The following is a 21641-nucleotide window of genomic DNA, read 5'->3' on the forward strand; positions in this document are numbered from 1 at the left end:
TGGATTTAGGGGAGAGTTTTATGCCGGGCAAGGCCTTGTAGCAGAAAAATTAGCAGTCGATCGCGGGCTCTGCCAAAGCGTTCCGACAGCGTTAACGGAGGCGGAACGAACCGCGAAACCCCGTATTAGCACCTGGGCTAAGTGGCTGCTAATGCAGCATTTTTCAACATGTCGTTAAACATTTAAGCTTGAGATGGGTTGAGGACATGCGTCACATTTCTAGGCAGTGAGCGCATCGTTGCCGGGTGGCTCCATCCCCGGTTGGCCACACGGACATGCGCTCCAGAAACGGAGGTTGGCATGGTGTCGAGGGTTGAGGTTTCCGAGGACTTTCGGAAACAGGTGCTGGGTTACGGGCTGACGACCGCGCAGATCCTGTATCGGATGCCGGACCATCGCTCGCTGCTGCAGACCTATGTCTGGCAGAACTACGACCTGTTTCCGAAATTCCCTGCGCTGCAGGACTTCCTGGCGTTCTGGGAGGAGAAGATCGAGGGCCCGCTGTACTCGGTCACCGTGGCGCATTCCAAGCTGATCAAGCCCGCCGAACTGCGCGCCGTCGACGGCGTGTTCGTGCTGCATTGAGCTGACAACCACCGCTGCCGCCTCGTAGCCGGTGTCTTCCGGGGCGTGCGCAGCGCGAGCCCGGAATCCATCGGGCGGCAGAACGCGCGGGGGAATAGATTCCGGGCTCGTGCTGCGCACGCCCCGGAATGACGACCTTTGTTGGAGCGGCTGCTGGGACTCTCCAATATGTGCTACCCTCGCGACGAGGACACGCAGGGAGAGCGCCATGGCCAAGAAGAGCCGCAGCACCACATCATCGTCACGCGCCGCCGCGAAGGCTGCGCCGCGTAAGGTCGCAAAGACAAAGCCGACGGCGAAGAGTGTCGCCAAGACAGCCGCCAAGCCGGGCAGGGCGGCCACACCGTCCGCGCGCAAGGCGCTCGTGAGCAAGGGGCGGCCAGCACCGGCGCCGCGCCGGCGCAAGCAGAAGGTCGCGATCAGCCATCACCGCGAGGAGGACTTCAAGGCCGACGGCCTGCGCGCCTATGCGCATTATCGCGACCTCGGCATCGCCGACGCGACCCACGGTCTGGCGCGCGCGCATGTTATCCGCATGCTGCCACCGTGCAATCCGCAGGAGGTCTCCAAGCTGCACACCCACGCGGTCGACTTCCAGATGGTCTATGTGCTGAAAGGCTGGGTGAAGAGCTACCTCGAAGGCGTCGGCGAGACGCTGATGAAGGAGGGCAGCTGCTGGACCCAGCCGCCGAAGATCCGCCACATGATCCTCGACTATTCCGACGACGTCGAGCTGCTCGAGGTGATCCTGCCGGCCGACTTCAAAACCGTCGAACTGTCGACGTAAAGCCGACAGAAATGGATGGAAACATCCGCGACGCGGTGGACGGCGGTCCCATCGCGCGTGTGTGTTGACATCCGGTCTCGCGTCATTGGGACGGATGGGCCGGCAACGAATCCGTCAGACGTGTTCGTCGCGGGCTTGCGTAAAGGCGTACCCGTCCCGTTGCCGCGCTTCGTCGTCCAGTTCGCTCCGACCATTGCGTGCGCGCCTCGCACGCGTGCATCGATGCAGCCTCGCATCGCCAACGCGGGCGCCGGCTCGGCTTCAGGTGCAGGCCATCGCGAGGACATCGACTGGCTGCGCGCCATCGCGGTGCTCTCCGTCGTCGCATTCCATTTCGAGGCGCCGGCGATCTTCGGCGGCTTCGTCGGCGTCGACATCTTCTTCGTCATCTCAGGATACCTGATCACCGGCATCATCGCGGCAGAGATGGCGCAGGGCCGCTTCTCGTTCGCGCAATTCTACGAGCGGAGGGTGCGGCGGCTGCTGCCGGCGCTCTACGCCATGGTGGCGTTCGCGGCGCTCCCGGCGTCGCAGGACATGCTGGGCTCCGAGCGCGCCGAGTTCCTCCGTTCCGCGGCCGCCGTCGTCACCTTCACCTCGAACATCTTCTTCTGGCTGCAGTCCGGCTATTTTGACCACGCGGCGGTCGAGAAGCCGCTGCTGCATACCTGGTCGCTGGCGGTCGAAGAGCAGTTCTATCTGGTGCTGCCCGTGGTGGTCTGGGCCGTGCTGCGGCTGGCGCGCGGCCACAGGCTCGCGCTGCCGGTCACTCTCGCGCTGCTTGCCACAGGCTCGTTCGCGCTCGGCCTGATGCTGATGCGCGGCGGCGCGTCCGCGAGCGCGTTCTTCCTCAGCCCGCCGCGGGCCTGGGAATTCCTGCTCGGCAGCCTGGTCGCGATATCCGGCCTTCCCGCGCCGCGGCCGGGTCTCGTTCAGCGCGGCGCCCGCGCGCTGTCGCTGCTGCTGATGGCGGTGCCGATCCTGGCGCTGCGCCCCGGACCGGGCTTCCCCGGCGTCGACGCGCTGGCGCCATGCCTCGGTGCGGCGCTGTTCCTGTGGAGCGGCGCCGGCGTGGCCAATGTGCCGCGCAGCCCGCTGTCGCCGCTCGGCGTGGCGGCGTTCTTCGGCCGCATCTCCTATTCGCTGTATCTCTGGCACTGGCCGCTGTTCGCCTTCGCGCGCTTCGCCAAGCCCGGTCTCGCGCTCGACGGCTGGGAGCGGGCGGCCCTGTTCGTCCTCACGGTCGCGGTCGCCACGCTGTCCTGGCGCTTCATCGAGCAGCCGTTCCGCAACCGCCGGCTCGCGGCGACTCCGCGCGCCGCGTTCGGTCTTGCGGCGCTGGCGAGCCTGCTGCTGCTGGCCGGCAGCGGCGTCGGCCTGCTGCGCGCCGGCGCGGTGTCTGACAACGACCGCGCGGCGCAGCGGCTGGACGCCTACAATGCCTACGACATGAAGCCGGTCTATCGCTACGGCACCTGCTTCACGACACCGGACGGCCGGGTCGCCGAGGATTGTCTGCAGGCGGTGGCCGGCAAGACCAATGTGCTGCTGTGGGGCGACAGTTTTGCGGCCCACTACTATCACGGCCTCAGGGCCCAGCTCGATCAGGACACAGTCAACATCATGCAGGCGAGCCAGCCCACCTGCATGCCGACCTTCAGCGCGGAGACGCAGGGCGTCGCGGCCTGCCGCGCCCTGGCGAGCCAGATGCGCGACTATTTCGCGCAAGCGCGGCCCGACCTCGTGGTGATGTCGGCGGACTGGCTGGAGAACGCGCGCCCGCCGCGGTTCGCCGGCATGGTGCGCGACCTCAAGCAGACGCTGCAACGGCTGCAGGAGGCCGGCATTCCGGTGGTCCTGCTCGGTCCCTCCGTGCAGTTCCGCGCGCGGCTGCCGTCGATGCTGGCACGCGCCACCCTGCGCGGCGTGACGCCCGATCCCGCGGCATTCGTCCGCTCGGACATCTTTGCGCTGGATGCCGCGATGCAGGCTGCGCTGCCGAGTGGCGAGGGCTTTTCCTACGTCTCGATCCTGTCGGCGGTCTGCGAGGACGGCCGCTGCCCGCTCACCGCCGGCGACGTCCCGCTGTCCTTCGACCACGCGCATCTCACCGCGGCGGGCTCGCGCCATGTGATGGCCCGGATCGCGCCGCTGCTTCTCCCGCAGGCGACGGAGCTCAGCTTACGTCAGCAGGCCGACGATCGCACCCATCAGACAGGTGGTGAGGGTGCCCGAGACGATTGACTTGAGGCCGAGCGCGTTGATCTCGTCGCGCCGCGTCGGCGCCATGGTGCCGAGGCCGCCGATCATGATGCCGAGGCTGGCGAAGTTGGCGAAGCCGCACATCGCATAGAGCATGATCAGCCGCGCGCGCGGATCGAGCGCGCCTGCATCGAGCTTCGCCAGCTCGACATAGGCGATCAGCTCGTTCAGCACCGTCTTGGTGCCCATCAGGCTGCCGGCGGTGACGGCCTGCGGCCATGGCAGGCCCATCAGCCAGCACACCGGCGCCATGACGAGGCCGAGCAGCCGCTGCAGCGAGACGTCGGCGCCGCCGATGGCGGGCAGCAGCGACAGGATCGCGTTGGCGAGATGCACCAGCGCGACCAGCACCAGCAGCAGCGCCACGATGTTCATCAAGAGCTCGAGCCCGGCGCTGGTGCCCTTGACGATCGCGTCCATGGTCGAGGTGGCCTCGGTCCCGGGATCTGCGAGCGCGCCGCCGGTGAGCTGCTTCGAGGTCTCTGGCACCATGATCAGGCTGATCAGGATCGACGCCGGCGCGCCGAGCACCGAGGCGATGACGAAATGCGCGGCAGCGTCGGGGATCAGCGGCGCCAGCAGCGTGGCGTAGAGCACCAGCACGGTGCCGGCGATGCCGGCCATGCCGCCGGTCATGACGAGAAACAATTCGCTGCGTGTCATCTGCGCGAGATATGGCCGGATGAACAGCGGCGCTTCCACCATGCCCAGGAAGACATTCGCGGCCGTCGACAGGCCGACCGCGCCGCCGACGCCGAGGGTGCGCTCCAGCAGCCAGGCCATGCCGCGCACCAAGGGCGGCAGAACTCGCCAGTAGAACAAGAGCGTCGTGAGCACGCTCATCACCAGCACGATCGGCAGCGCCTGGAAGGCGAGCACGAAATCGGCACCGGGCGCCTTCAGCTCGAAGGGCAGGGCGCCGCCGCCGACATAGCCGAAGACGAACGAGGTGCCGGCCCGGGAGGCCGACGAGATGGCGCCCACGACATCGTTGATGGCGCCGAACGCGCGGGCGACGGCGGGGACCTTGAGCAGGACGATAGCCGTCACGAGCGTCACCACCAGCCCGAGCCCGGCCTGTTTCAACGACACCGCGCGCCGGTTTTCGCCGAGCGCCCATGCGATCGCGAGCAGCGCGACGATCCCGAACCCCGATTGCAGCTGAAGCATCAGATCCCCCGAACCCCGTTTCATTATGAGCGCAGGGAACTGCCGCGTGCAATGCCGCGCGGCCATGCGGGGCCCGCGATTGACAAGCCATGAGGGCTGCGTCACGCAGGCGCATCATGTCGTCCACCGTCCCGATCGGCGCGCGCGATCTCCTGAAGCAGAGCGCGTTCCTGTTCTTCCTGTCGTCCCGCAGCCTGTCGCGCTTCGCGAGCCAGATCGCGGCGGTGGCGATCGGCTGGCAGATCTACGATCTGACCGGGCGCGCCTTCGATCTCGGCATGGTCGGGCTGATCCAGTTCCTGCCAACGGCCCTGCTGGTGTTCGTCGCCGGCAGCGCCGCCGACCGATTCCAGCGCAAGCGCGTCGTGCAGCTCTGTCAGCTCGTCGAGGCGCTGACCGCGCTCTATCTGTGCTGGGGCGCCACTACCGGCCAGCTCGGCGAATTCCAGCTGTTCGCGGCAGTCTTCGTTCTCGGCATTGCGGGCGCGTTCGAGAGCCCCGCGACCGCGGCGCTGCTGCCGCTGATCGCGCCGGCCGGCACCTTGCAGCGGGCGAGCGCGCTGTCGAGCGGTGCCGCGCAGCTCGCGACCATCGCGGGGCCTGCGATCGGCGGCTTCGCCTATGCCGTCGCGCCCGGTGTGCCCTACGGCATCATGATGCTTTTCTGGATCGGAGGCATGGCGCTGACCGGCCTGATGCAGGTGCCGGATGACGTGCCGGCCGAGCGTCTCGAGGGCAGCAAGGACGATCTGTTCGCCGGCGTCCGCTTCATCCGCGCCAACCCGGCGATCCTCGGCACCATCTCGCTCGATCTGTTCGCCGTGCTGCTCGGCGGTGTCACGGCGCTGCTGCCGATCTATGCGCGCGATATCCTCGACACCGGGCCGTTCGGGCTCGGCGTGCTGCGCGCCGCGCCCGCGGTCGGCGCGCTGGCAATGACGGCCGTGCTGGCGCGTTACACCATCAGGCGGCGCGTCGGCCTGCGCATGTTCCAGGCGGTGATCGTATTCGGCGCGGCGACCGTCGTGTTCGCCGTCTCGCATGTGATGTGGATTTCTGTCGCTGCGCTCGCCATTCTCGGCGCCGCCGACACGATCAGCGTCGTGATCCGCTTCTCCCTCGTTCAGCTCGCCACGCCCAACGAGATGCGCGGCCGCGTCGGCGCGGTGAACTTCCTGTTCATCAACGCCTCCAACCAGCTCGGCCAGTTCGAGAGCGGCGTCACCGCCGCGCTGTTCGGCGCCATGCCGGCCGCCATCCTTGGCGGCCTCGGCACGATCGCGATCGCGCTGGCGTGGATGAAGCTGTTTCCCGAGCTGAGGAAGGTCGAGCGGTTGGAGTAGCGGGCCAGCATCGGCTCGCGTCGGGGGAGAGAACGGGTTGTGACGACGGTTTCTCCGTCATTCCGGGGCATCGCGCAGCGATGAGCCCGGAATCCATAATCGCGACACGTCGTGTGGCGGAGAAGAGCGCCACATCCATCTCGCACCAAATAACCGCTCGCGGCTATGGATTCCGGGCTCGCGCTTCGCGCGCCCCGGAATGACGTGAGGAGAGAGCGGGGGCCGTGATCGGAAACGGCGATCAGCCGCGTCCGACGAACGGCATCTTCGTCGCCATCACGGTGATGAACAGGACGTTGGCGTCGAGCGGCAGGCCGGCCATGTAGGCGACGGCGTCGCCGACGGCCTTCACGTCCATCCGCGGCTCCGGCATCATGCGGCCGTCGGGCTGCAGCACGCCGCCGACCATGCGCTCGGTCATCGGCGTCTCGGCATTGCCGATGTCGACCTGGCCGACCGCGATGTCATAGGCGCGGCCGTCGAGATTCGAGGCCTTGGTCAGGCCCGTGATCGCATGCTTGGTCGAGGTGTAGGGCGACGAGAACGGACGTGGCGCATGCGCCGAGATCGAGCCGTTGTTGATGATGCGGCCGCCGCGCGGTGACTGGCCCTTCATGATGCGGAACGCGTGCTGCGTGCACAGGAACGGCGCGGTGAGATTGGTGGCGACCACCTGCTGCCATTGCTGCAGCGTCAGGTCTTCGAGCGGCACCGGCGGCGCGCCCATGCCGGCATTGTTGAACAGCACGTCGAGCCGGCCGTAGGTCGACTTCACGGTATCGAACAGCGCCGCGATCGAGGCGGGGTCCGTCATGTCAGCCGGCACGGCGAGGCTCATGCCGGACGGACCGAGCTTGGCGGTTTCCTCCAGCATCTCCTTGCGGCGCCCTGCCAGCACCACGGTGAAGCCGGAGTTCATCAACGCCAGCGATGCGGCGCGGCCGACCCCTGTGCCTGCGCCCGTCACCAGCGCGATCTTCTTTGCCGCTTCAGCCATGTTTCCTCACCTTCAATTCAAGCGTTTTGCAGTTTCAGTGTTTTGACTCGCTCTGAGTCTTATAGGGCGGCCGCGGGATGTTGTTATGCGCCGCGCGCAGGGCCGCCGACCAGCGCGAGCGGAGATCGTGGAAATAGGGCTCGCCGGCCTCGATGCGATGATTGAGGTCGGCCTCGCAGGCCTCCGCGCGCACCACCAGGACGTCGATCGGCAGGCCGACGCCGAGATTCGAGCGCATCGTCGAGTCCATCGAGATCAGGCCCGTCTTCAGCGCCTCGTAGAGCTCGACGTCGTAGTGCATGGCGCGGTCGAGCACCGGCTTGCCGTATTTGTGCTCGCCGATCTGCAGATAGGGCGTGTCGGTGGTGCATTCGATGAAGTTGCCGGCGGTGTAGACCATGAACAGCCGCATCCGCGAGCCCTTGATCTGGCCGCCGAACAGGAACGAGACGTCGAACGAGATGTCCTCGGCCTTCAGCGCCGGCCCTTCGGTGGCGTGCACCATGCGGATCGCCTTGCCGATCCGCTGCGCCGCCTGGAACATGGTCGGCGCGTTCATCAGCGTCTCCACCTCGCCGGTGTCGGGGTCTTCCATTCCTTCGGTCAAGGTCGACAGCACGGACTGGCTGATGGCGAGATTGCCGGCGCTGGCGACCGCCACGATGCGCTCGCCCGGATTGGAGAAGATGTGCAGCTTGCGGAAGGTCGAGACGTTGTCGAGACCGGCATTGGTTCGGGTGTCCGCGATCATGACGAGGCCGTCACGCACCAGAATTCCGCAGCAATAGGTCATCTCAGTCCCCTCGAGCCATTGCGCGAATTACTAGCGAAAATCGACGGTCCCTCCAACCCCGCAGTGCTGTAGCCCGGATGAGCGGCAGCCGGCGCCCGTAGGGCGCTGGTGGGAGCGATATCCGGGATCTCACGCGCTTTCTCGGAGAACCCGCATGTCGCTTCGCTCATGCGGGCTACGGGGCTACGGGCGCGCGTTCCGGAATTCAGGACTGGCGCTGCGACTGCGATTGCGACTGGCCGCCGCGGCCGACCTGCTCGACCTTCACCTTGACGGTGAGCGTCTCGGTGCCGCCGCCATAGCGGGTGCCGCGCACCGGCGCCGCGCCGAGATAATCGAGCCCGATCGCGACCCGGACATGGGCGTCGGTGGTGCAGATGCAGTTGGCGGCGTCGAAGCCGACCCAGCCCAGATCCGGCACATAGGCTTCCGCCCAGGCATGGCCGGCCTCCTGGTGCACCGCACCATCGGAGCGCAGGAAGTGGCCGGACACGAAACGCGCGGGGATGCCGGCGGCGCGCGCGCAGGCAATGAAGATGTGCGCATAGTCCTGGCAGACACCGCGCTTCAGCCCGAAGGCTTCCGCCGCCGAGGTGCCGCTGTGGGTCGGATCCTCGTCGAAGGTCATGTGCTCGTAGACCTGCGTCATCAGCGTGTGCAGAAGACCGAGCACGTCGCTCTCGGACTCCGCGCGCAGATCGCGCACGACTGCGGCCATGGCGGCATTGGCGGCCGTAAGCGGCGTCTGCCGGAGGAAGAAGCTGGGCGGGAAGCGCTCGTCCGCTCCCTTCAGCACGCCGCCGGTGTCGTGGGTCTCGACCAGACCCTCGGCCGTGATTGTGAGATCCTCGAGCGCGCCGTGCGTGATCACATGGGTGACGTTGCCGAATGCGTCCTCATGCATGTCGAGGCGGGAATCGGTCGACACGTCGATCTGCCACTCCGCCACATATTGGCCGTCATTGCTGCCGGGCGTCATGCGGATGATCTGGATGACGCCGGTCGCCGCCGGCTCGTAGCGGTAGGTGGTGGAATGGGAGATACGCAGGCGCATGGCGGTCGACCAGTCTTCGTCAGATGTGCTGTCCGCGGTAGCTCGTTTCACCTCTCCCTGAAAGGGGGGAGGAGGATCCCTCGGGCGGAGGGCAGGGCGCCGGGTGCCGGACGTGGTCTCGCAGACACAGTCCAGCGGGCCGCGATCGCTGTCTCCACTGCGCTCAGATCAGGTACTGCTTGGTGATGATCTCTCCGAGCCGCGAATTGTCGGCGATGAACTCCTGGATGAACTCGTGCACGCCATGCTGGAAGATGTCGTCCATGTTGGAGTGGTCGAGCCGGTTGCGGACGCCGCGGGCATGGCGCTGCGCCGCCCCCTGGCGGCCATAGGCGACGCCGATCTGGTCGAGATTGCGGACGAGGTTGCCGTAGCAGCTCGCCAGCGAGCGCGGCAGCGTGTCGTTGAGGATCAGGAGGTCCGCGATCAGCCAGGGCTTCAGCGTCTCGCGATAGACCCAGTGATAGGCCGTGAGCGCCGACACCGAGCGCAGGATCGAGGTCCACTGATAGTAGTCCAGCGGGCCGCCGACATGCTCCTCCTCGGGCAGCAGCACGTGATATTTGACGTCGAGGATGCGGGCGGTGTTGTCGGCGCGCTCGAGATGCAGGCCGAGCCGCGAGAACCAGTAGGCGTCGTTGCGCAGCATGGTCCGGTAGGCCGAGCCGTCGAAGCGCAGCGAGGTCTCCTGCACGAAGCGCAGGAAGCGCGCCAGCTCCTCGCGCGTCTTGGCGCCCTTGCTCCAGACTTCCTGCAGCTCGATCCAGGATCCGTTGAGGGTGTCCCACATCTCCGACGTCAACGCGGTTCGCACCGAGCGGGCGTTGAGACGGGCGGCCTCGATGCAGTTCTTGATCGAGGACGGGTTCGACTGGTTGAACGAGAGATATTCGACGACGTTCTGCTCGTTGGCCTCGGAGTAGTGCTCGTAGAAGCTGACATTGACGCCGGCGGTCATCAGCGCCGATTCCCATTCATTGGTCTTGCCGATATAGGCCGCGGGAAGCGCCGTGACGCGCAGGGTGGCGTCGATGGTGCGGGCAAGGTACTCGGCGCGCTCGACGTAGCGGGCCAGCCAGTACAGGTTTTCGGCGGTGCGCGACAGCATGGGCAATCTATGAGGTGCGGAGGAGACGGTGCGCTCCCTCTCCCCGTTCTTCACGGGGAGAGGGCTGGGGTGAGGGGCAGCCGCACGGGTGGTGCGAGTTGATGGACCTGTACCCCCTCACCCGGATTGCATCTTTCGATGCAATCCGACCTCTCAGCGCGAGCGAAGCTCGTCGCGCCCCCGCAGGCGGGGAGAGGTTGCAGCGAGCAAGCTCAGAACCCTGTGCAAACCAACTCTTACTCATCCAGCACCCATGTGTCCTTGGTGCCGCCGCCCTGGCTGGAATTCACCACCAGCGATCCCTCCTTCAGCGCCACGCGGGTGAGGCCGCCGGGCACGATGGTGGTGCGGTCGCGTCCCGTCAGCACGAACGGCCTGAGATCGACATGGCGTGGCGCCAGGCCGGACGCGACGCAGGTCGGGCAGGTCGACAGCGCGAGTGTCGGCTGGGCGATAAAACCCTCCGGCTCGCGCTTCAGCTTGTCGCGGAACGCCTCGATGGTCGCCTTGGTGGCGGCCGGGCCGATCAGCATGCCGTAGCCGCCGGAGCCGTGCACCTCCTTGACGACGAGCTCGCCGAGATGGTCGAGCACGTAGGACAGATCGGCTGGCTCGCGGCAGCGCCAGGTCTGCACGTTCTTCAGGATCGGCTCCTCGCCGAGATAGAACTTCACGACGTCGGGCATGTAGGAGTAGATCGCCTTGTCGTCGGCGATGCCGGTGCCGACCGCGTTGGCGAGCGTGACATTGCCGGCAACATAGGCCGACATCAGCCCGGGCACGCCGAGCGCCGAATCCGGTCGGAAGGTGAGGGGATCGAGGAAGTCGTCGTCGACGCGGCGGTAGATCACATCGACCCGCTTCAGCCCCTCGGTGGTGCGCATGAACACCTCGTCGTTCTTGACGATGAGGTCGCGGCCCTCGACCAGCTCGATCCCGAGCTTGTCGGCCAGGAACGAGTGCTCGTAATAGGCGGAGTTGTAGATGCCGGGCGTCATCAGTGCGACGGTCGGCTCGGCCGAGGCGCTGAGCGGCGCCACCGAGCGCAAGCACGACAGCAATTCGTCGGGGTAGCGCTCGACCGGTGCGACGCGGTGGCGCGCGAACAGGTCCGGAAACAGCCGCATCATGATCTCGCGGTTTTCCAGCATGTAGGACACGCCCGACGGCGTGCGCGCATTGTCCTCGAGCACGATGAAGTCGTTGGCGTCGACGCGGACGATGTCGATGCCGGCGATGTGGACGTAGACGTCGTGCGGCACGTCCTGGCCGTTCATCTCCGGGCGGAAGACCGGGTTCTGGAAGATCAGGTCATCCGGCACCACGTTGGCGCGGAGAATGTCGCGGCCGTGATAGATGTCGCGCAGGAACATGTTCAGCGCCTTGACGCGCTGCTTCAGACCCTTCTCCAGCAGGGTCCATTCCTTGCCTGAGAGAATGCGGGGGATGACGTCGAACGGGATCAGCCGCTCCTGCGCCTCGGCCTCGCCATAGACCGCGAAGGTGATGCCGATTCGCCGGAACAGCAGCTCCGCCTCGTGGCGGCGATACTCCAGCGCCTCCGGCGGCGTTTCCTTCAGCCACCGCGACAGCTCCTGATAAGCCTGACGGACGTCGCCGCCCGGCTCGTTCATTTCGTCGAACGCAACTGCCATAGATGCCCGTGTGTCCCAGCCTCGCCATACACTGCATGACTCCTTGGGATGGTAGCAAGGGGCGGGCCAGCGCGATATGCATTCTCCTGCGGCATTTCGTGGGGGTTGCGAAAGCCGTGCCCGAAAAACCGGCTGCGTGGTGCTCAAATCCGCGGCATAGACTGCGACGTTCCGGATGACATTGGCGCCGTGACGGGCCAAAAGAGACGGCAGATGCGAGGAGAAACCATGAGCGAGATCGTCACCGCGGGGTTGCTGGTCATCGGCGACGAGATCCTGTCCGGTCGGACCAAGGACAAGAACATCGGCTTCATCGCCGAATACCTCACCAATCTGGGCATCGACCTCAAGGAGGTCCGGGTGGTCTCCGACGACGAGCCCGACATCATCGCCGCGCTCGATGCGCTGCGGCATCGCTACACCTACGTGTTCACCACCGGCGGCATCGGCCCGACCCATGACGACATCACCGCGGATGCGATCGCCAAGGCGTTCGGCGTCGGCATCGACCATCACCCCGAGGTCGTCGCACGCTTCCGCGAGCGCTGGAGCGAGCAGGAGCTCAACGAGGCCCGGCTGCGCATGGCGCGCATCCCCGATGGCGCCGAGCTGATCCAGAGCGCCACCATCCTGGCGCCCGGCTTCAAGCTCGGCAACGTCATCGTCATGGCCGGCGTGCCATCGATCATGCAGGCGATGATGGACATCGTCGCGCCGAAGCTGAAATCGGGCGTGCGCATGCTGTCGGAGACCGTGCGCGCCAATGCCCGCGAGGGCGACATCGGCGGTCCCCTGCGCGAGATCGCCAAGGCGCATCCGGACACCATCATCGGCAGCTATCCCTTCATCGACGAGGACCAGAAGCCGAACACGCATCTCGTGGTGCGCTCGCGCGACCAGGACAAGCTGTCGGCAGCGATGGCGGCCGTGAAGGAGATGCTCGCCGGGCTCAATGTGACGCGCTAAAGCAGGTGCAGCTTTCGAGAACTCACGGACGAGATGAGATGCCAGACAAGACTTTGAGTGCAGAGGAGCGCGCGGGCCGGGCCTTCCCGGTGTCCTGGGACCAGTTTCATCGCGATTGCCGGGCGCTGACCTGGCGGCTGAACGAGATCGGGCCGTTTCACGCCGTGGTGGCCATCACCCGCGGCGGACTGGTCCCGGCGGCGATCGTGGCCCGCGAGCTTGGCGTGCGCGTCATCGATACGATCTGCATCGCGAGCTATGACCACACCAAGCAGGGCGAGCTTCAGGTCCTGAAGGGCATCTCGGCTGACACGGCGCAACTCGGCGGGGGCACCGGCAAGGGGCTCCTGATCGTCGACGATCTCGTCGACACCGGCAAGACCGGGCGCATGGTCCGCGAGATCCTCCCCGACGCGCATTTCGCCACCGTCTATGCCAAGCCGAAGGGCCGGCCGCTGGTCGACACTTTCATTACCGAGGTGTCGCAGGACACCTGGATCTTCTTCCCCTGGGACACCGCGCTGTCGTTCGCACCGCCGCTGCGTGACGGGGCGGCATGAGCTCAACGTCGTCATTGCGAGCGAAGCGAAGCAATCCAGAGCTGTGGACGGGACTCTGGATTGCTTCGTCGCTTCGCTCCTCGCAATGACGGCTGGTGGGGAGCGCCGCCATGCCGCTGCAGAACCGCGTCACGCCGTCGGGCGACATCGTCGCCACGTCGCATCGCGGCCTGTTCACCGGCAATCGCGGCATCATCCATGATCCCGCGACGAAGAGGTTGCTGAACCGGCGCTGGTCGAGCCCCGCTTGGCTGGTCTGCCTGTGCGACTTCCGCGGCCGCCGCCGCGAGGTGATGGCGACGCGGAGCTGGACCGAGCTGTTCTTTCTCGACGAGGCGACCGCCTTCGCCGCCGGCCATCGCCCCTGCTTCTACTGCCGCCGCGACGACGCCAAGAGGTTTCGTGCGGCGTGGGAGGAGGGCAACGGCGTCGGGGGTCTGCGCATCTCCGAGATTGATCGCGTGCTCCATCGCGAGCGCCTCGATCGCGGTCGCAAGCGCCTGCATCCGCTGCCGACGCCGCTCGCCGCCTTGCCTGACGGGGCCATGGTGCAGGCAGGCGAGGAGAGCTTTCTGATCCGAAAAGGCAGGGCGCTGCCCTGGTCGGCGGCGGGCTATGACGCGCCACGCGCAGGGATCACCGACGCGTTGCTGCTGACCCCGCCCTCGACGCTGCGCGCGATCACGGCGGGCTACGCGCCGGTGCTGCATCCGAGCGCGGTGACCTGACCGTCGGGTGATCGGGGCGCCGTACGGATGTGCCGCGCGGAGCTCCGCGCGTCACCACGTGTAGCGCACGATGCCCTTGCCGGCGTAGCTGCGGGTCACATCCGAGAACTCGCCCTCGAAGCTCGCGGCGGCCGACCAGCCATTCCGCCACTTCATTTCAGCGGAGACCGTGGTCAGCGCTGAATTCTGCGCCTGCCGCGCGCCGTTGACGACGAAGGATGCGCCCGGAAGGGTCTGGAACGTGGCCCCGGCCGACCGGCTGGGGTTGAAGTCATAGGCCCAGGCGAAGCGGCTGCGCAGCGTGAAAACGCCATCGGCCAGCGCATAGGCCTTGTCGGTGCGCAGGCCCAGCTCCGACCGCGTATCGGTGACGTTCTGCGATCCAAAGCGCAGCGCGAACGTGTTGGCGCCGGAGACCGCATTCTCCGCGTAGCCCGGCAGGCTGAACGTCGTGAACTGCGCTGCGGCGTAAGGCGTGATCCCGAACCCCATCCAGGGCGACACGAAGCGATAGCCGCCTTCGACCCGGCCGGCAAAGGTGTTGGCGTCGAAATTGGCCCGGAGCTGGTCGACGCCGGCCACGGTCACGGTGCGGTTGGTGGTGATGTTCTGCCAGCCATATGCCAGTGCCCCCGAGATATAGCCTGCGCCGATATTGTGCCTGACGAAGGCGCCGGCCTGGAACAGGTCGGATCGGCCGCTGCCGCCATTGGCGACGCTGAACGTGGTGCCGCCGCCGGCCATCGAGAACCCGGCGATCGTAAACGGCGACAAGCGATAGTCGGCGCCGACGGCCGTGCCGTAGAGGTTGCTGGTCGTGTTGTTCGAGCCCAGCGCGGTGTTGCCATCGGTGGTCTGCGAGCCGCCGAAGCCGGCTGCCCACACGCTCCAGCCCGGCCTGGCCACGGGCGCGGCCGGCGCCTTGGTGTAGATCGCGGCCAGCGCGTCGTTCGGATTGCGCTTGGACGCAAAAGCGAGCGTCTCCTCCGCGTAGCCGATCGCGCCGCTGGGCGCAGAGCCCTGGTCGCCGCGGCCGCCGACGAACGGATCGGTCATGACGCCCATGAACTGCGTCATCGCATTGAACGTCGTCTGCTGCGAGCCGGTCGCGGTCTCGCCCGAGATCTGCGTCAGCCCCGCTGGCGTCAAGCCGGTGAAGACGACGGGAATGCTGCCGTTCGTGTTGAAGTAGTTGCTGAGCGCGTTGCTGACGTTCTGCTGGTTGACGCTCGCCGACGACGTGCCCATCGAGAGGTTGAGGAAGACATCGTTGCTGTCATAGCTCAACGTCGAGGTGAACCCGGCTGGGAGGTTGGTGTTGGTGATGCCGCTGAACGTGCCGCTGACGCCGCCGGTGGCGGTGAGAATGGTGTATTGCTTGGAGATGTAGCTGCCGTTTGCGAAGGTTGCGGTGACGGCGGCGCCCCCGAGCGTCGCAGTGCCGGTGACGGTGGCGAACGACGCCGTGGTCGGATTCACCTGCACCAGGTATTGCGCGCCCGACTGGAAGGCGAGGTTGCCGACGACAGCCATGGAGGACGCCGGCGTGCCGTTGCCTGGCGCGAACGAACCTGAGATCGTCGCGTTGGCGCCGGTGACGGTGCCATCTCCGCTCAGCGTGCCGAACGTCTTGTTGAAGCCGTTGAGATCCAGCGTGGCGCCGGACAGCACGCTGAAGACCGTGCTGGCACCGAACGCGCCGGCCGAACCCGCGCGCAGCGTACCGGCGTCGACATTGGTCGCGCCGGTGTAGGTGTTGGTGCCCGAGAGCAGCAGGATGCCGCCGCCCGCCTTCACCAGGGTGCCGGCGGAGGCGCCGTCGCCGACGATGCCTTGCAACGTGGTCGTGGTCGCGCTGGCTATGTCGATCGTCGACAGCCCGGCAATCTTGAAGTCGCGGCCGTTGGCGAACGTCGTCGTGCCGGTGACCGCCAATGTGCCGCCGTTGGAAATGATCACGTCGTTGGCGACGTTGCCGAGATTGGCGGTGGCGCCGACCGAGAGCGTGCCGGCGTTGATGTTGACGTTGCCGGTGAACGTATTGGTCGCCGACAGCACCAACGTGCCGATGCCGGTCTTGTTGATCGCCGTGTTGACGCCGCCGGTCGTCAGTCCGGTGCCGCCGATGGAGTCGCCGTAGGTCACGGTGCCACCGGACACGCTGATATTGGCCGTCACGCCGCTCAGGAAGATGCCGGCGCCCTGCGCTGCGCCGGCCGCTGCCGAAAACCCGTTGATGGCGCTTGGCCCGATGCCGATGCCGGGGGTACCGGCGGCGCCACCGGTGACGGTGTTGCCCGAAATCGGCGAGTCGAGAATCGTCAGCGTGCCGCCGGTGGCGACATAGATGGCGCCGCCATTGGCGGCGCCGCCATTGCCGCCGGCGCCGCCGTCGGAGCCGGGCCCGGGGCCGCCCGAGCCGCTGGCATTGGTCGCACCGTCGCCGCCGGTGCCGCCGTTGCCGCCATTGGCGTTGCCGCTGCCGCCGGGATTGTTGTTGGTGTAGGTGTTGCTGTTGGTGGTGCCGGAGCCGCCGCCGCCACCACCGCCGTCACCGAGCGCGGCGCCCGCGGTGCCGGCCGTGCCTTGCGTGCCGGTATGTCCGCCCGTGCCGCCCGCGCCGCCGCCGCCGCTGGCGCCGCCGTTGTTCGCGGCGCCGCCCGCGCCGCCATTGCCGCCATTCACCGGGTCGGCCGCCGCATTCTGTGCGCTGCCGCCGTTGCCGCCACTGCCGCCGGTGGCGCTGTTGCTGGTGAAGGTCACCGCGGCGATCGTGACGTTGGCGCCGCTGCCGACCAGCAGGCCGCCGCCGGCACCGAGACCGCCGCCGCCGCCGCCGCCGGAGCCATAGGCCAGGCCGCCGCTATAATAGCCGTTCTGGCCGTTCTGGCCGTTGCCGCCGATCGCGGCCGTGTTGGTGATCGCCAGGCTGGAGATGTTCACGGTCGGCGCGTTGGCACCGTTGACGACGATGCCCTGAAACGAGGAGGCGCCGTTGATCGTCTGGCCGTTGCCGGTGATGTTCACCGTGACGTTGCTGTTCGCGGCCTGCAGTTGCGCAAGCGAGCTCGACAGCGTGAAGCCGCTGGTGATGTTGATGGTGACGGTCGAGTTGGCGCCGGCGGCCGCGACCGCTGCCACCGCCGTATTCCAGTCGGTCTGGTTGGCGACGTCGATCGCCAGGGCCTGGGTGCTCAACATGGTGCCCGCAAGAAGAACCGAGACGGTCAGCCAGCGCCGCGACTTCGGCGCAGCAAACATCGTTCTCGCAAGGCAAGCCATTGCATTCCCCAATAATGAAGGCGGAGGTCAGATACGAACTGGATTAAGCAGCAAAAAATTCACGCCACACTTGTGGCCAAGAAATGAAATGTTAGGACACATACTGTCAAGCGCAGCAAAGACACACAGCGTCGGGAATGTTGTGCATCTGGTATTTTGCTACCAAGGATAGATTTTTTCCATCCGGCGACCGTGATCGATGATCGCTGCGATCTGCCGCAAAACACAGAGCAGTGCATATGAAAGGCTGACGTGGCCATCGCGGCGGTCGTGCAGGGGCGGCACAGGCGCGGCCGTGCTGTTGCGGCGAATCGCGCGTGGTGAGACCGTGCTCACCTCGGATGCGCTCTTACTTTGATTCCAGGACCGTGTGCGTATCGCCTCCCGGCGCGATCGCGATTGAGCCAGGGCCCCGAGCGCGATGCCTCGGGGGGCGGCGAGCCGTCGACGCCCTTGCCTCGTGTCTGACCTGACCTCTGAGTCAGGCAAACCTTTGCCGAGCCAGCTTTGCGCCGGTGCCGAGCGCCATCAGCTTGGCCTCGGCGATCTCGCGCCGCATCGGCGCCATGCCGCAGTTCGTCGTGGCGATGATGTTCTCCTTCGGCACCACCTTCATGACGTCCTCGAGCGTCTTGCAGACGTCCTCGGCGGTCTCGATCGCGTCGCTGGCGACGTCGATGACGCCGGCCTGCACGATCTTGTTCTTGAGCAGGCCGAGCAGCTCGATCGGCACCTTCGAATTGCGGCACTCGACCGCGACCTGCTGGATGCTGCTGGCGTCGATGACCGGGAAGGTCTCCTCATACTGCCGCCACTCGCCGCCCAGCGTCTCCTTCCAGTCGGTGTTGGCCTTGATGCCGTAGCCGTAGCAGATGTGCACGGCGGTCGGGCAGGTCAGGCCTTCGGCGGCGCGCTCCAGCGCCTTGATGCCCCAGTCGCGCACCTCGTCCATGTAGACGTTGAAGGCGGGCTCGTCGAACTGGATCATGTCGATGCCGTCGTCGTGCAGCGCCTTGGCCTCCTGGTTCAGCAACTCGGCGAAGGCGAACGCCATCTTGACGCGGTCGCCATAGTAGCTGTCGGCGATGGTGTCGATGATCGTCATCGGTCCGGGCAAGGTGAACTTCACGGCGCGCGTCGTGTGCGTGCGCGCGATCCGCGCCTCGTCGCCATGGACGCGGCCCTTCAGCGACAAGGGTGCTACGACCTGCGGTACCATCGCCTTGTAGCGGTCCTTGCGGATGCCCATCTCGACCTTGTGGGCGAAGTCGATGCCTTCGACACGCTCCAGGAAGCCGTGCACGAAATGCTGCCGCGACTGTTCACCTTCGGTGAGGATGTCGATGCCGGAATCCTCCTGCAGCTTCAGCGCCAGGATGGTGGCATCACGCTTGGCGCGCGCCAGCTCGCCGCCCTTGGACTTCCACGGCGCCCACAGCACGTTCGGCTCGGCCAGCCATTCCGGCTTGGGCAGCGATCCTGCGATGGTCGATGGAAACAGCATGGTCGGACTCTCCGGCATATGGGCGGTCAGGCTTGAGCGCCTGTCTGCCATGGCTTACCCTTCAGGTACAGAAGAACGAAGCCGCCGCGCATGTTCCGCAGCGCGGCATAATGGTCCGGGGAAGGAATCGGGGAAGGATGATCGATCTCCATTACGCGCCGACGCCGAACGGCTGGAAGATCTCGATCATGCTCGAGGAACTCGGGCTGCCCTATACCGTCATTCCCGTCGACATCCGCGCCGGCGACCAGTTCAAGCCGGAGTTCCTGGCGATCAGCCCCAACAACCGGATTCCGGCGATCGTCGATCACGCGCCGGCCGATGGCGGCGCGCCGTTCCCGGTGTTCGAGACCGGCGCGATCCTGATCTACCTCGCCGAAAAGACCGGTCGTTTCCTGCCGCAGGAGATGCGGGCGCGCTCGCGTGTGATCCAATGGGTGATGTGGCAGATGGCCGGGCTGGGGCCGATGATGGGGCAGCATGGGCATTTCGCGCTGTATGCGGCCGAGAAGATCCCTTATGCGATCCAGCGCTATCGTGATGAGGTCGCACGGCTGTTCCACGTGCTCGACGTGCAGCTCGGCAAGACCGGCGCCTACGTCGCCGGCGACGACTATTCGATCGCCGACATCGCCTGCTTTCCGTGGATGATGACGCACAAGGCCCAGGGGTTTACGCTCGACGACTATCCCGGCATCAAGCGCTGGTACGCGGTGTTGCGCGCGCGGCCGAAGCTGCAGGCGGGGCTGGCGATCGGCAAGTTCGTCAAGGAGCCGTTCGACGAGCAGTCGCGTCACGTGATGTTCGGCGCGCGGGCGAAAGAGATGATCGAACGAGGTTCATAAGAAACCCTCATGGTGAGGAGCGCCGCAGGCGCGTCTCGAACCATGAGGCCACGACGCGGGCCTCATCCTTCGAGATGCGCGCAGTGCGCGCTCCTCAGGATGAGGAAAAACAGCCAGAACGGAAATCATCCATGATCGAATTCTTCTTCGACTGCTCCAGCCCCTGGACCTATCTCGCCTTCCACAACATCCAGCCGCTCGCGCAGGAATTCGACGTCGACATCGTCTGGCGGCCGATCCTGGTCGGCGGCATCTTCAACACCGTCAATCCCAGCGTCTATGCGCAGCGCGAGAAGCCGGTGCCGGCCAAGGCGGCCTACATGCTGAAGGACCTCGGCGATTGGTCCCGCTCGGCCGGGCTCAAGATCAAGATGCCGCCATCGGTGTTCCCTGTGAACAGCGTCAAGGCGATGCGCGGCTGCATCTGGCTCGGCCAGGACATGGTGCCGTTCGCGCGGGCCGTGTTCGAGATCTATTGGGGCGAGGACCAGGACATCTCGCAGGATGCGGTGCTGACCGAGGTGTGCCGGCGCGTCGGCATCGATCCGAAGGCGTTCTTCGATGGGATCGCGCAGCAGGGCATCAAGGACCAGCTGCGCATCAACACCGAGGAGGTCGTCAAGCGCGGCGGCTTCGGCTCGCCGACCATCTTCGTCAATGCCACCGACATGTATTTCGGCAACGACCGGATGCCGCTGATCCGCGAGGCGCTGGCGAGGGCGAAGGGGCGCGCCAGCTGATGGCGCGGGCGATCGTCTGCCGCGAGCTCGGGCCGCCGGAGAAGCTGAAGCTCGAAGACCTTCCGCCACGCCCGCTGGCCGAGGGCGAGGTGCGGGTTAAGATCCGCGCGGCCGGCATCAATTTCCCGGACATCCTGATGGCGGCGGGCGAGTATCAGCTCAAGCCGGAGCTGCCGTTCACGCCCGGCGTGGAGGCGGCCGGCGACGTCATCGCGGTCGGCGCGGCCGCGACCGGCCATGCCGTCGGCGACAAGGTCATCGTCCGGATGCGCTTCGGCGCTTACGCCGAGGAGGCGGTGGTGGCCGGGAGCCAGCTCACGCCGCTGCCGTCGACCTTCGACTATGCTGAAGGCGCTACCTATCTGGCCGGCCACGGCACCGCTCATCACGCGCTGGTCGATCGCGGCCAGCTCAGGCCCGGCGAGACGCTGCTGGTGCATGGCGCCGGCGGTGGCGTCGGCCTTGCCGCCGTCGAGATCGGCAAGCTCCTGGGCGCGACCGTGATCGCGGCGGCGTCGTCGGAGGAGAAACTCGCGGTGGCACGCGCGCGTGGCGCCGATCATCTGGTGCTCTATGCGCGCGAGCCGTTCCGTGATGCCGTCAAGCGCATCACCGATGGCCGCGGCGTCGACGTCGTGTTCGATCCCGTCGGCGGCGAGGTGTTCGAGAACAGCGTGCGCTGCATCGCCTGGGGCGCGCGGCTGCTGGTGATCGGCTTCACCGGCGGCATCGGGCTCGCACGCACCAATCTGATCCTGATGAAGGGCGCCAGCGTGCTCGGCGTCCGTGCCGGCGAGGCGGTGCGGAAGGATCCCGAGCTGGGCCAGCGCCGCATGGCGGCGCTGCTGGAGTTCGCTGAGCAGGGCAAGCTGCGGCCAAACGTCTCCCATCGCGTGCCGTTCGCGGACTACGCCGCGGCGATGCGGCTGTTGATCGATCGCAAGGCGATCGGTCGGGTCGCGCTGGTGATGGACTGAGGCACACAGCGGCGCCAAACCACCGGTGTCGTCCCGGCCTTGAGCCGGGACCCATACCGCGTGATCTCTCTTGTGGCACCCTGAACGTCGTTCTTCGCCAAACAGCGCCCTGTGGTTATGGGTCCCGGATCGGCGCGCGCCGTGCCGCGCGCTTGTCCGGGACGACACCGAGGGTGGGGTTGGCACCGCTCGCCGTCATTGCGAGCGAAGTGTTTAGCCCGGAGACATAGCTTACACCTGTTCGGGGACATGGTTGACACTTTTGGGGTCACGCAAATCGATCGC

At 66.6% G+C, this 21641-nt stretch carries 18 protein-coding genes; 10 read left to right on the forward strand and 8 right to left on the reverse strand.

Translation table 11 applies throughout. The features are described 5' to 3' along the window. Positions 1–300: 300 nt before the first annotated feature. From QX128_RS25630 to QX128_RS25640, 3 genes are all read left to right on the forward strand, one after another. The gene (locus QX128_RS25630; protein WP_315801107.1) at positions 301–585 is read left to right on the forward strand and encodes an usg protein; all 285 of its coding nucleotides are present in this window, start codon (positions 301–303) and stop codon (positions 583–585) included. A 208-nt stretch (positions 586–793) separates the two neighbouring features. Further along, the gene (locus QX128_RS25635; protein ID WP_316215969.1) at positions 794–1372 is read left to right on the forward strand and encodes a cupin domain-containing protein; all 579 of its coding nucleotides are present in this window, start codon (positions 794–796) and stop codon (positions 1370–1372) included. 222 nt (positions 1373–1594) lie between these two features. After that, complete coding sequence (locus QX128_RS25640) at positions 1595–3616, forward strand: acyltransferase family protein (RefSeq protein WP_316238854.1); 2022 nt, start codon at positions 1595–1597, stop codon at positions 3614–3616. Here QX128_RS25640 and QX128_RS25645 read toward each other — a convergent pair. Next, positions 3554–4804, reverse strand: a complete 1251-nt coding sequence (locus QX128_RS25645) for a NupC/NupG family nucleoside CNT transporter (RefSeq protein WP_316238855.1) — start codon at positions 4802–4804, stop codon at positions 3554–3556. The genes QX128_RS25640 and QX128_RS25645 overlap by 63 nt on opposite strands. Positions 4805–4920: 116 nt before the next feature. On the opposite strand from QX128_RS25645, the gene QX128_RS25650 reads away from it, so the two are divergent. Further along, on the forward strand, positions 4921–6147 hold the full coding sequence (locus tag QX128_RS25650; RefSeq protein ID WP_316238856.1) for an MFS transporter: 1227 nt from the start codon (positions 4921–4923) through the stop codon (positions 6145–6147). Positions 6148–6388: 241 nt separating this feature from the next. Here QX128_RS25650 and QX128_RS25655 read toward each other — a convergent pair whose 3' ends face one another. From QX128_RS25655 to QX128_RS25675, 5 genes are all read right to left on the reverse strand, one after another. Then, positions 6389–7144 carry an SDR family oxidoreductase gene (locus tag QX128_RS25655; protein ID WP_315801102.1) on the reverse strand — a complete coding sequence of 252 codons (756 nt, stop codon included), beginning with the start codon at positions 7142–7144 and terminating at the stop codon, positions 6389–6391. 34 nt (positions 7145–7178) lie between these two features. Next, a complete protein-coding gene (locus QX128_RS25660; RefSeq protein WP_315714729.1) occupies positions 7179–7937 on the reverse strand; it encodes a peptidase in 759 nt (252 codons plus the stop codon). A 205-nt stretch (positions 7938–8142) separates the two neighbouring features. Then, complete coding sequence (locus tag QX128_RS25665; RefSeq protein ID WP_315801101.1) at positions 8143–8991, reverse strand: transglutaminase family protein; 849 nt, start codon at positions 8989–8991, stop codon at positions 8143–8145. Between the two features lie 163 nt (positions 8992–9154). Beyond that, positions 9155–10099, reverse strand: a complete 945-nt coding sequence (locus QX128_RS25670) for an alpha-E domain-containing protein (protein ID WP_315801100.1) — start codon at positions 10097–10099, stop codon at positions 9155–9157. A 236-nt stretch (positions 10100–10335) separates the two neighbouring features. After that, a complete protein-coding gene (locus QX128_RS25675; RefSeq protein ID WP_316238857.1) occupies positions 10336–11754 on the reverse strand; it encodes a circularly permuted type 2 ATP-grasp protein in 1419 nt (472 codons plus the stop codon). A gap of 228 nt (positions 11755–11982) precedes the next feature. Between QX128_RS25675 and QX128_RS25680 the strand changes: the two genes are divergently transcribed. The 3 genes from QX128_RS25680 (at position 11983) to QX128_RS25690 (ending at position 14008) form a co-directional block, all read left to right on the forward strand. Next, the gene (locus tag QX128_RS25680; RefSeq protein ID WP_315759531.1) at positions 11983–12720 is read left to right on the forward strand and encodes a competence/damage-inducible protein A; all 738 of its coding nucleotides are present in this window, start codon (positions 11983–11985) and stop codon (positions 12718–12720) included. A 38-nt stretch (positions 12721–12758) separates the two neighbouring features. Beyond that, entirely contained in the window at positions 12759–13280 is a 522-nt protein-coding gene (gene gpt / locus QX128_RS25685; RefSeq protein ID WP_315714724.1) for a xanthine phosphoribosyltransferase, read from the forward strand. Between the two features lie 110 nt (positions 13281–13390). Then, the gene (locus QX128_RS25690) at positions 13391–14008 is read left to right on the forward strand and encodes a hypothetical protein (protein ID WP_316238858.1); all 618 of its coding nucleotides are present in this window, start codon (positions 13391–13393) and stop codon (positions 14006–14008) included. Positions 14009–14059: 51 nt separating this feature from the next. Here the strand turns inward: QX128_RS25690 and QX128_RS25695 are convergent, their stop codons facing one another. Continuing rightward, complete coding sequence (locus tag QX128_RS25695) at positions 14060–17269, reverse strand: autotransporter domain-containing protein (protein ID WP_316238859.1); 3210 nt, start codon at positions 17267–17269, stop codon at positions 14060–14062. A gap of 502 nt (positions 17270–17771) precedes the next feature. Next, the gene (locus tag QX128_RS25700; RefSeq protein WP_316238869.1) at positions 17772–18794 is read right to left on the reverse strand and encodes a methionine synthase; all 1023 of its coding nucleotides are present in this window, start codon (positions 18792–18794) and stop codon (positions 17772–17774) included. Positions 18795–18931: 137 nt separating this feature from the next. On the opposite strand from QX128_RS25700, the gene QX128_RS25705 reads away from it, so the two are divergent. From QX128_RS25705 to QX128_RS25715, 3 genes are all read left to right on the forward strand, one after another. Next, positions 18932–19639 carry a glutathione binding-like protein gene (locus QX128_RS25705; RefSeq protein WP_316238860.1) on the forward strand — a complete coding sequence of 236 codons (708 nt, stop codon included), beginning with the start codon at positions 18932–18934 and terminating at the stop codon, positions 19637–19639. 131 nt (positions 19640–19770) lie between these two features. Beyond that, positions 19771–20379 (forward strand): 2-hydroxychromene-2-carboxylate isomerase, encoded by a 609-nt coding sequence (locus QX128_RS25710; RefSeq protein ID WP_316238861.1) that lies wholly within the window; start codon positions 19771–19773, stop codon positions 20377–20379. Further along, the gene (locus QX128_RS25715; RefSeq protein WP_316238862.1) at positions 20379–21356 is read left to right on the forward strand and encodes an NADPH:quinone oxidoreductase family protein; all 978 of its coding nucleotides are present in this window, start codon (positions 20379–20381) and stop codon (positions 21354–21356) included. The genes QX128_RS25710 and QX128_RS25715 overlap by 1 nt, the downstream gene beginning before the upstream one ends. Positions 21357–21641: the final 285 nt, after the last annotated feature.

The organism is Bradyrhizobium sp. SZCCHNR1015 (genome assembly GCF_032489875.1).
Classification (GTDB): domain Bacteria; phylum Pseudomonadota; class Alphaproteobacteria; order Rhizobiales; family Xanthobacteraceae; genus Bradyrhizobium.

Coding starts and splice junctions, on each gene's coding strand:
- QX128_RS25630 (WP_315801107.1), top strand. CDS start 301: ATGGTGTCGAGGGTTGAGGTTTCCGAGGACTTTCGGAAACAGGTGCTG.
- QX128_RS25635 (WP_316215969.1), top strand. CDS start 794: ATGGCCAAGAAGAGCCGCAGCACCACATCATCGTCACGCGCCGCCGCG.
- QX128_RS25640 (WP_316238854.1), top strand. CDS start 1,595: ATGCAGCCTCGCATCGCCAACGCGGGCGCCGGCTCGGCTTCAGGTGCA.
- QX128_RS25645 (WP_316238855.1), bottom strand. CDS start 4,804: ATGCTTCAGCTGCAATCGGGGTTCGGGATCGTCGCGCTGCTCGCGATC.
- QX128_RS25650 (WP_316238856.1), top strand. CDS start 4,921: ATGTCGTCCACCGTCCCGATCGGCGCGCGCGATCTCCTGAAGCAGAGC.
- QX128_RS25655 (WP_315801102.1), bottom strand. CDS start 7,144: ATGGCTGAAGCGGCAAAGAAGATCGCGCTGGTGACGGGCGCAGGCACA.
- QX128_RS25660 (WP_315714729.1), bottom strand. CDS start 7,937: ATGACCTATTGCTGCGGAATTCTGGTGCGTGACGGCCTCGTCATGATC.
- QX128_RS25665 (WP_315801101.1), bottom strand. CDS start 8,991: ATGCGCCTGCGTATCTCCCATTCCACCACCTACCGCTACGAGCCGGCG.
- QX128_RS25670 (WP_315801100.1), bottom strand. CDS start 10,099: ATGCTGTCGCGCACCGCCGAAAACCTGTACTGGCTGGCCCGCTACGTC.
- QX128_RS25675 (WP_316238857.1), bottom strand. CDS start 11,754: ATGGCAGTTGCGTTCGACGAAATGAACGAGCCGGGCGGCGACGTCCGT.
- QX128_RS25680 (WP_315759531.1), top strand. CDS start 11,983: ATGAGCGAGATCGTCACCGCGGGGTTGCTGGTCATCGGCGACGAGATC.
- gpt (WP_315714724.1), top strand. CDS start 12,759: ATGCCAGACAAGACTTTGAGTGCAGAGGAGCGCGCGGGCCGGGCCTTC.
- QX128_RS25690 (WP_316238858.1), top strand. CDS start 13,391: ATGCCGCTGCAGAACCGCGTCACGCCGTCGGGCGACATCGTCGCCACG.
- QX128_RS25695 (WP_316238859.1), bottom strand. CDS start 17,269: ATGTTTGCTGCGCCGAAGTCGCGGCGCTGGCTGACCGTCTCGGTTCTT.
- QX128_RS25700 (WP_316238869.1), bottom strand. CDS start 18,794: ATGCTGTTTCCATCGACCATCGCAGGATCGCTGCCCAAGCCGGAATGG.
- QX128_RS25705 (WP_316238860.1), top strand. CDS start 18,932: ATGATCGATCTCCATTACGCGCCGACGCCGAACGGCTGGAAGATCTCG.
- QX128_RS25710 (WP_316238861.1), top strand. CDS start 19,771: ATGATCGAATTCTTCTTCGACTGCTCCAGCCCCTGGACCTATCTCGCC.
- QX128_RS25715 (WP_316238862.1), top strand. CDS start 20,379: ATGGCGCGGGCGATCGTCTGCCGCGAGCTCGGGCCGCCGGAGAAGCTG.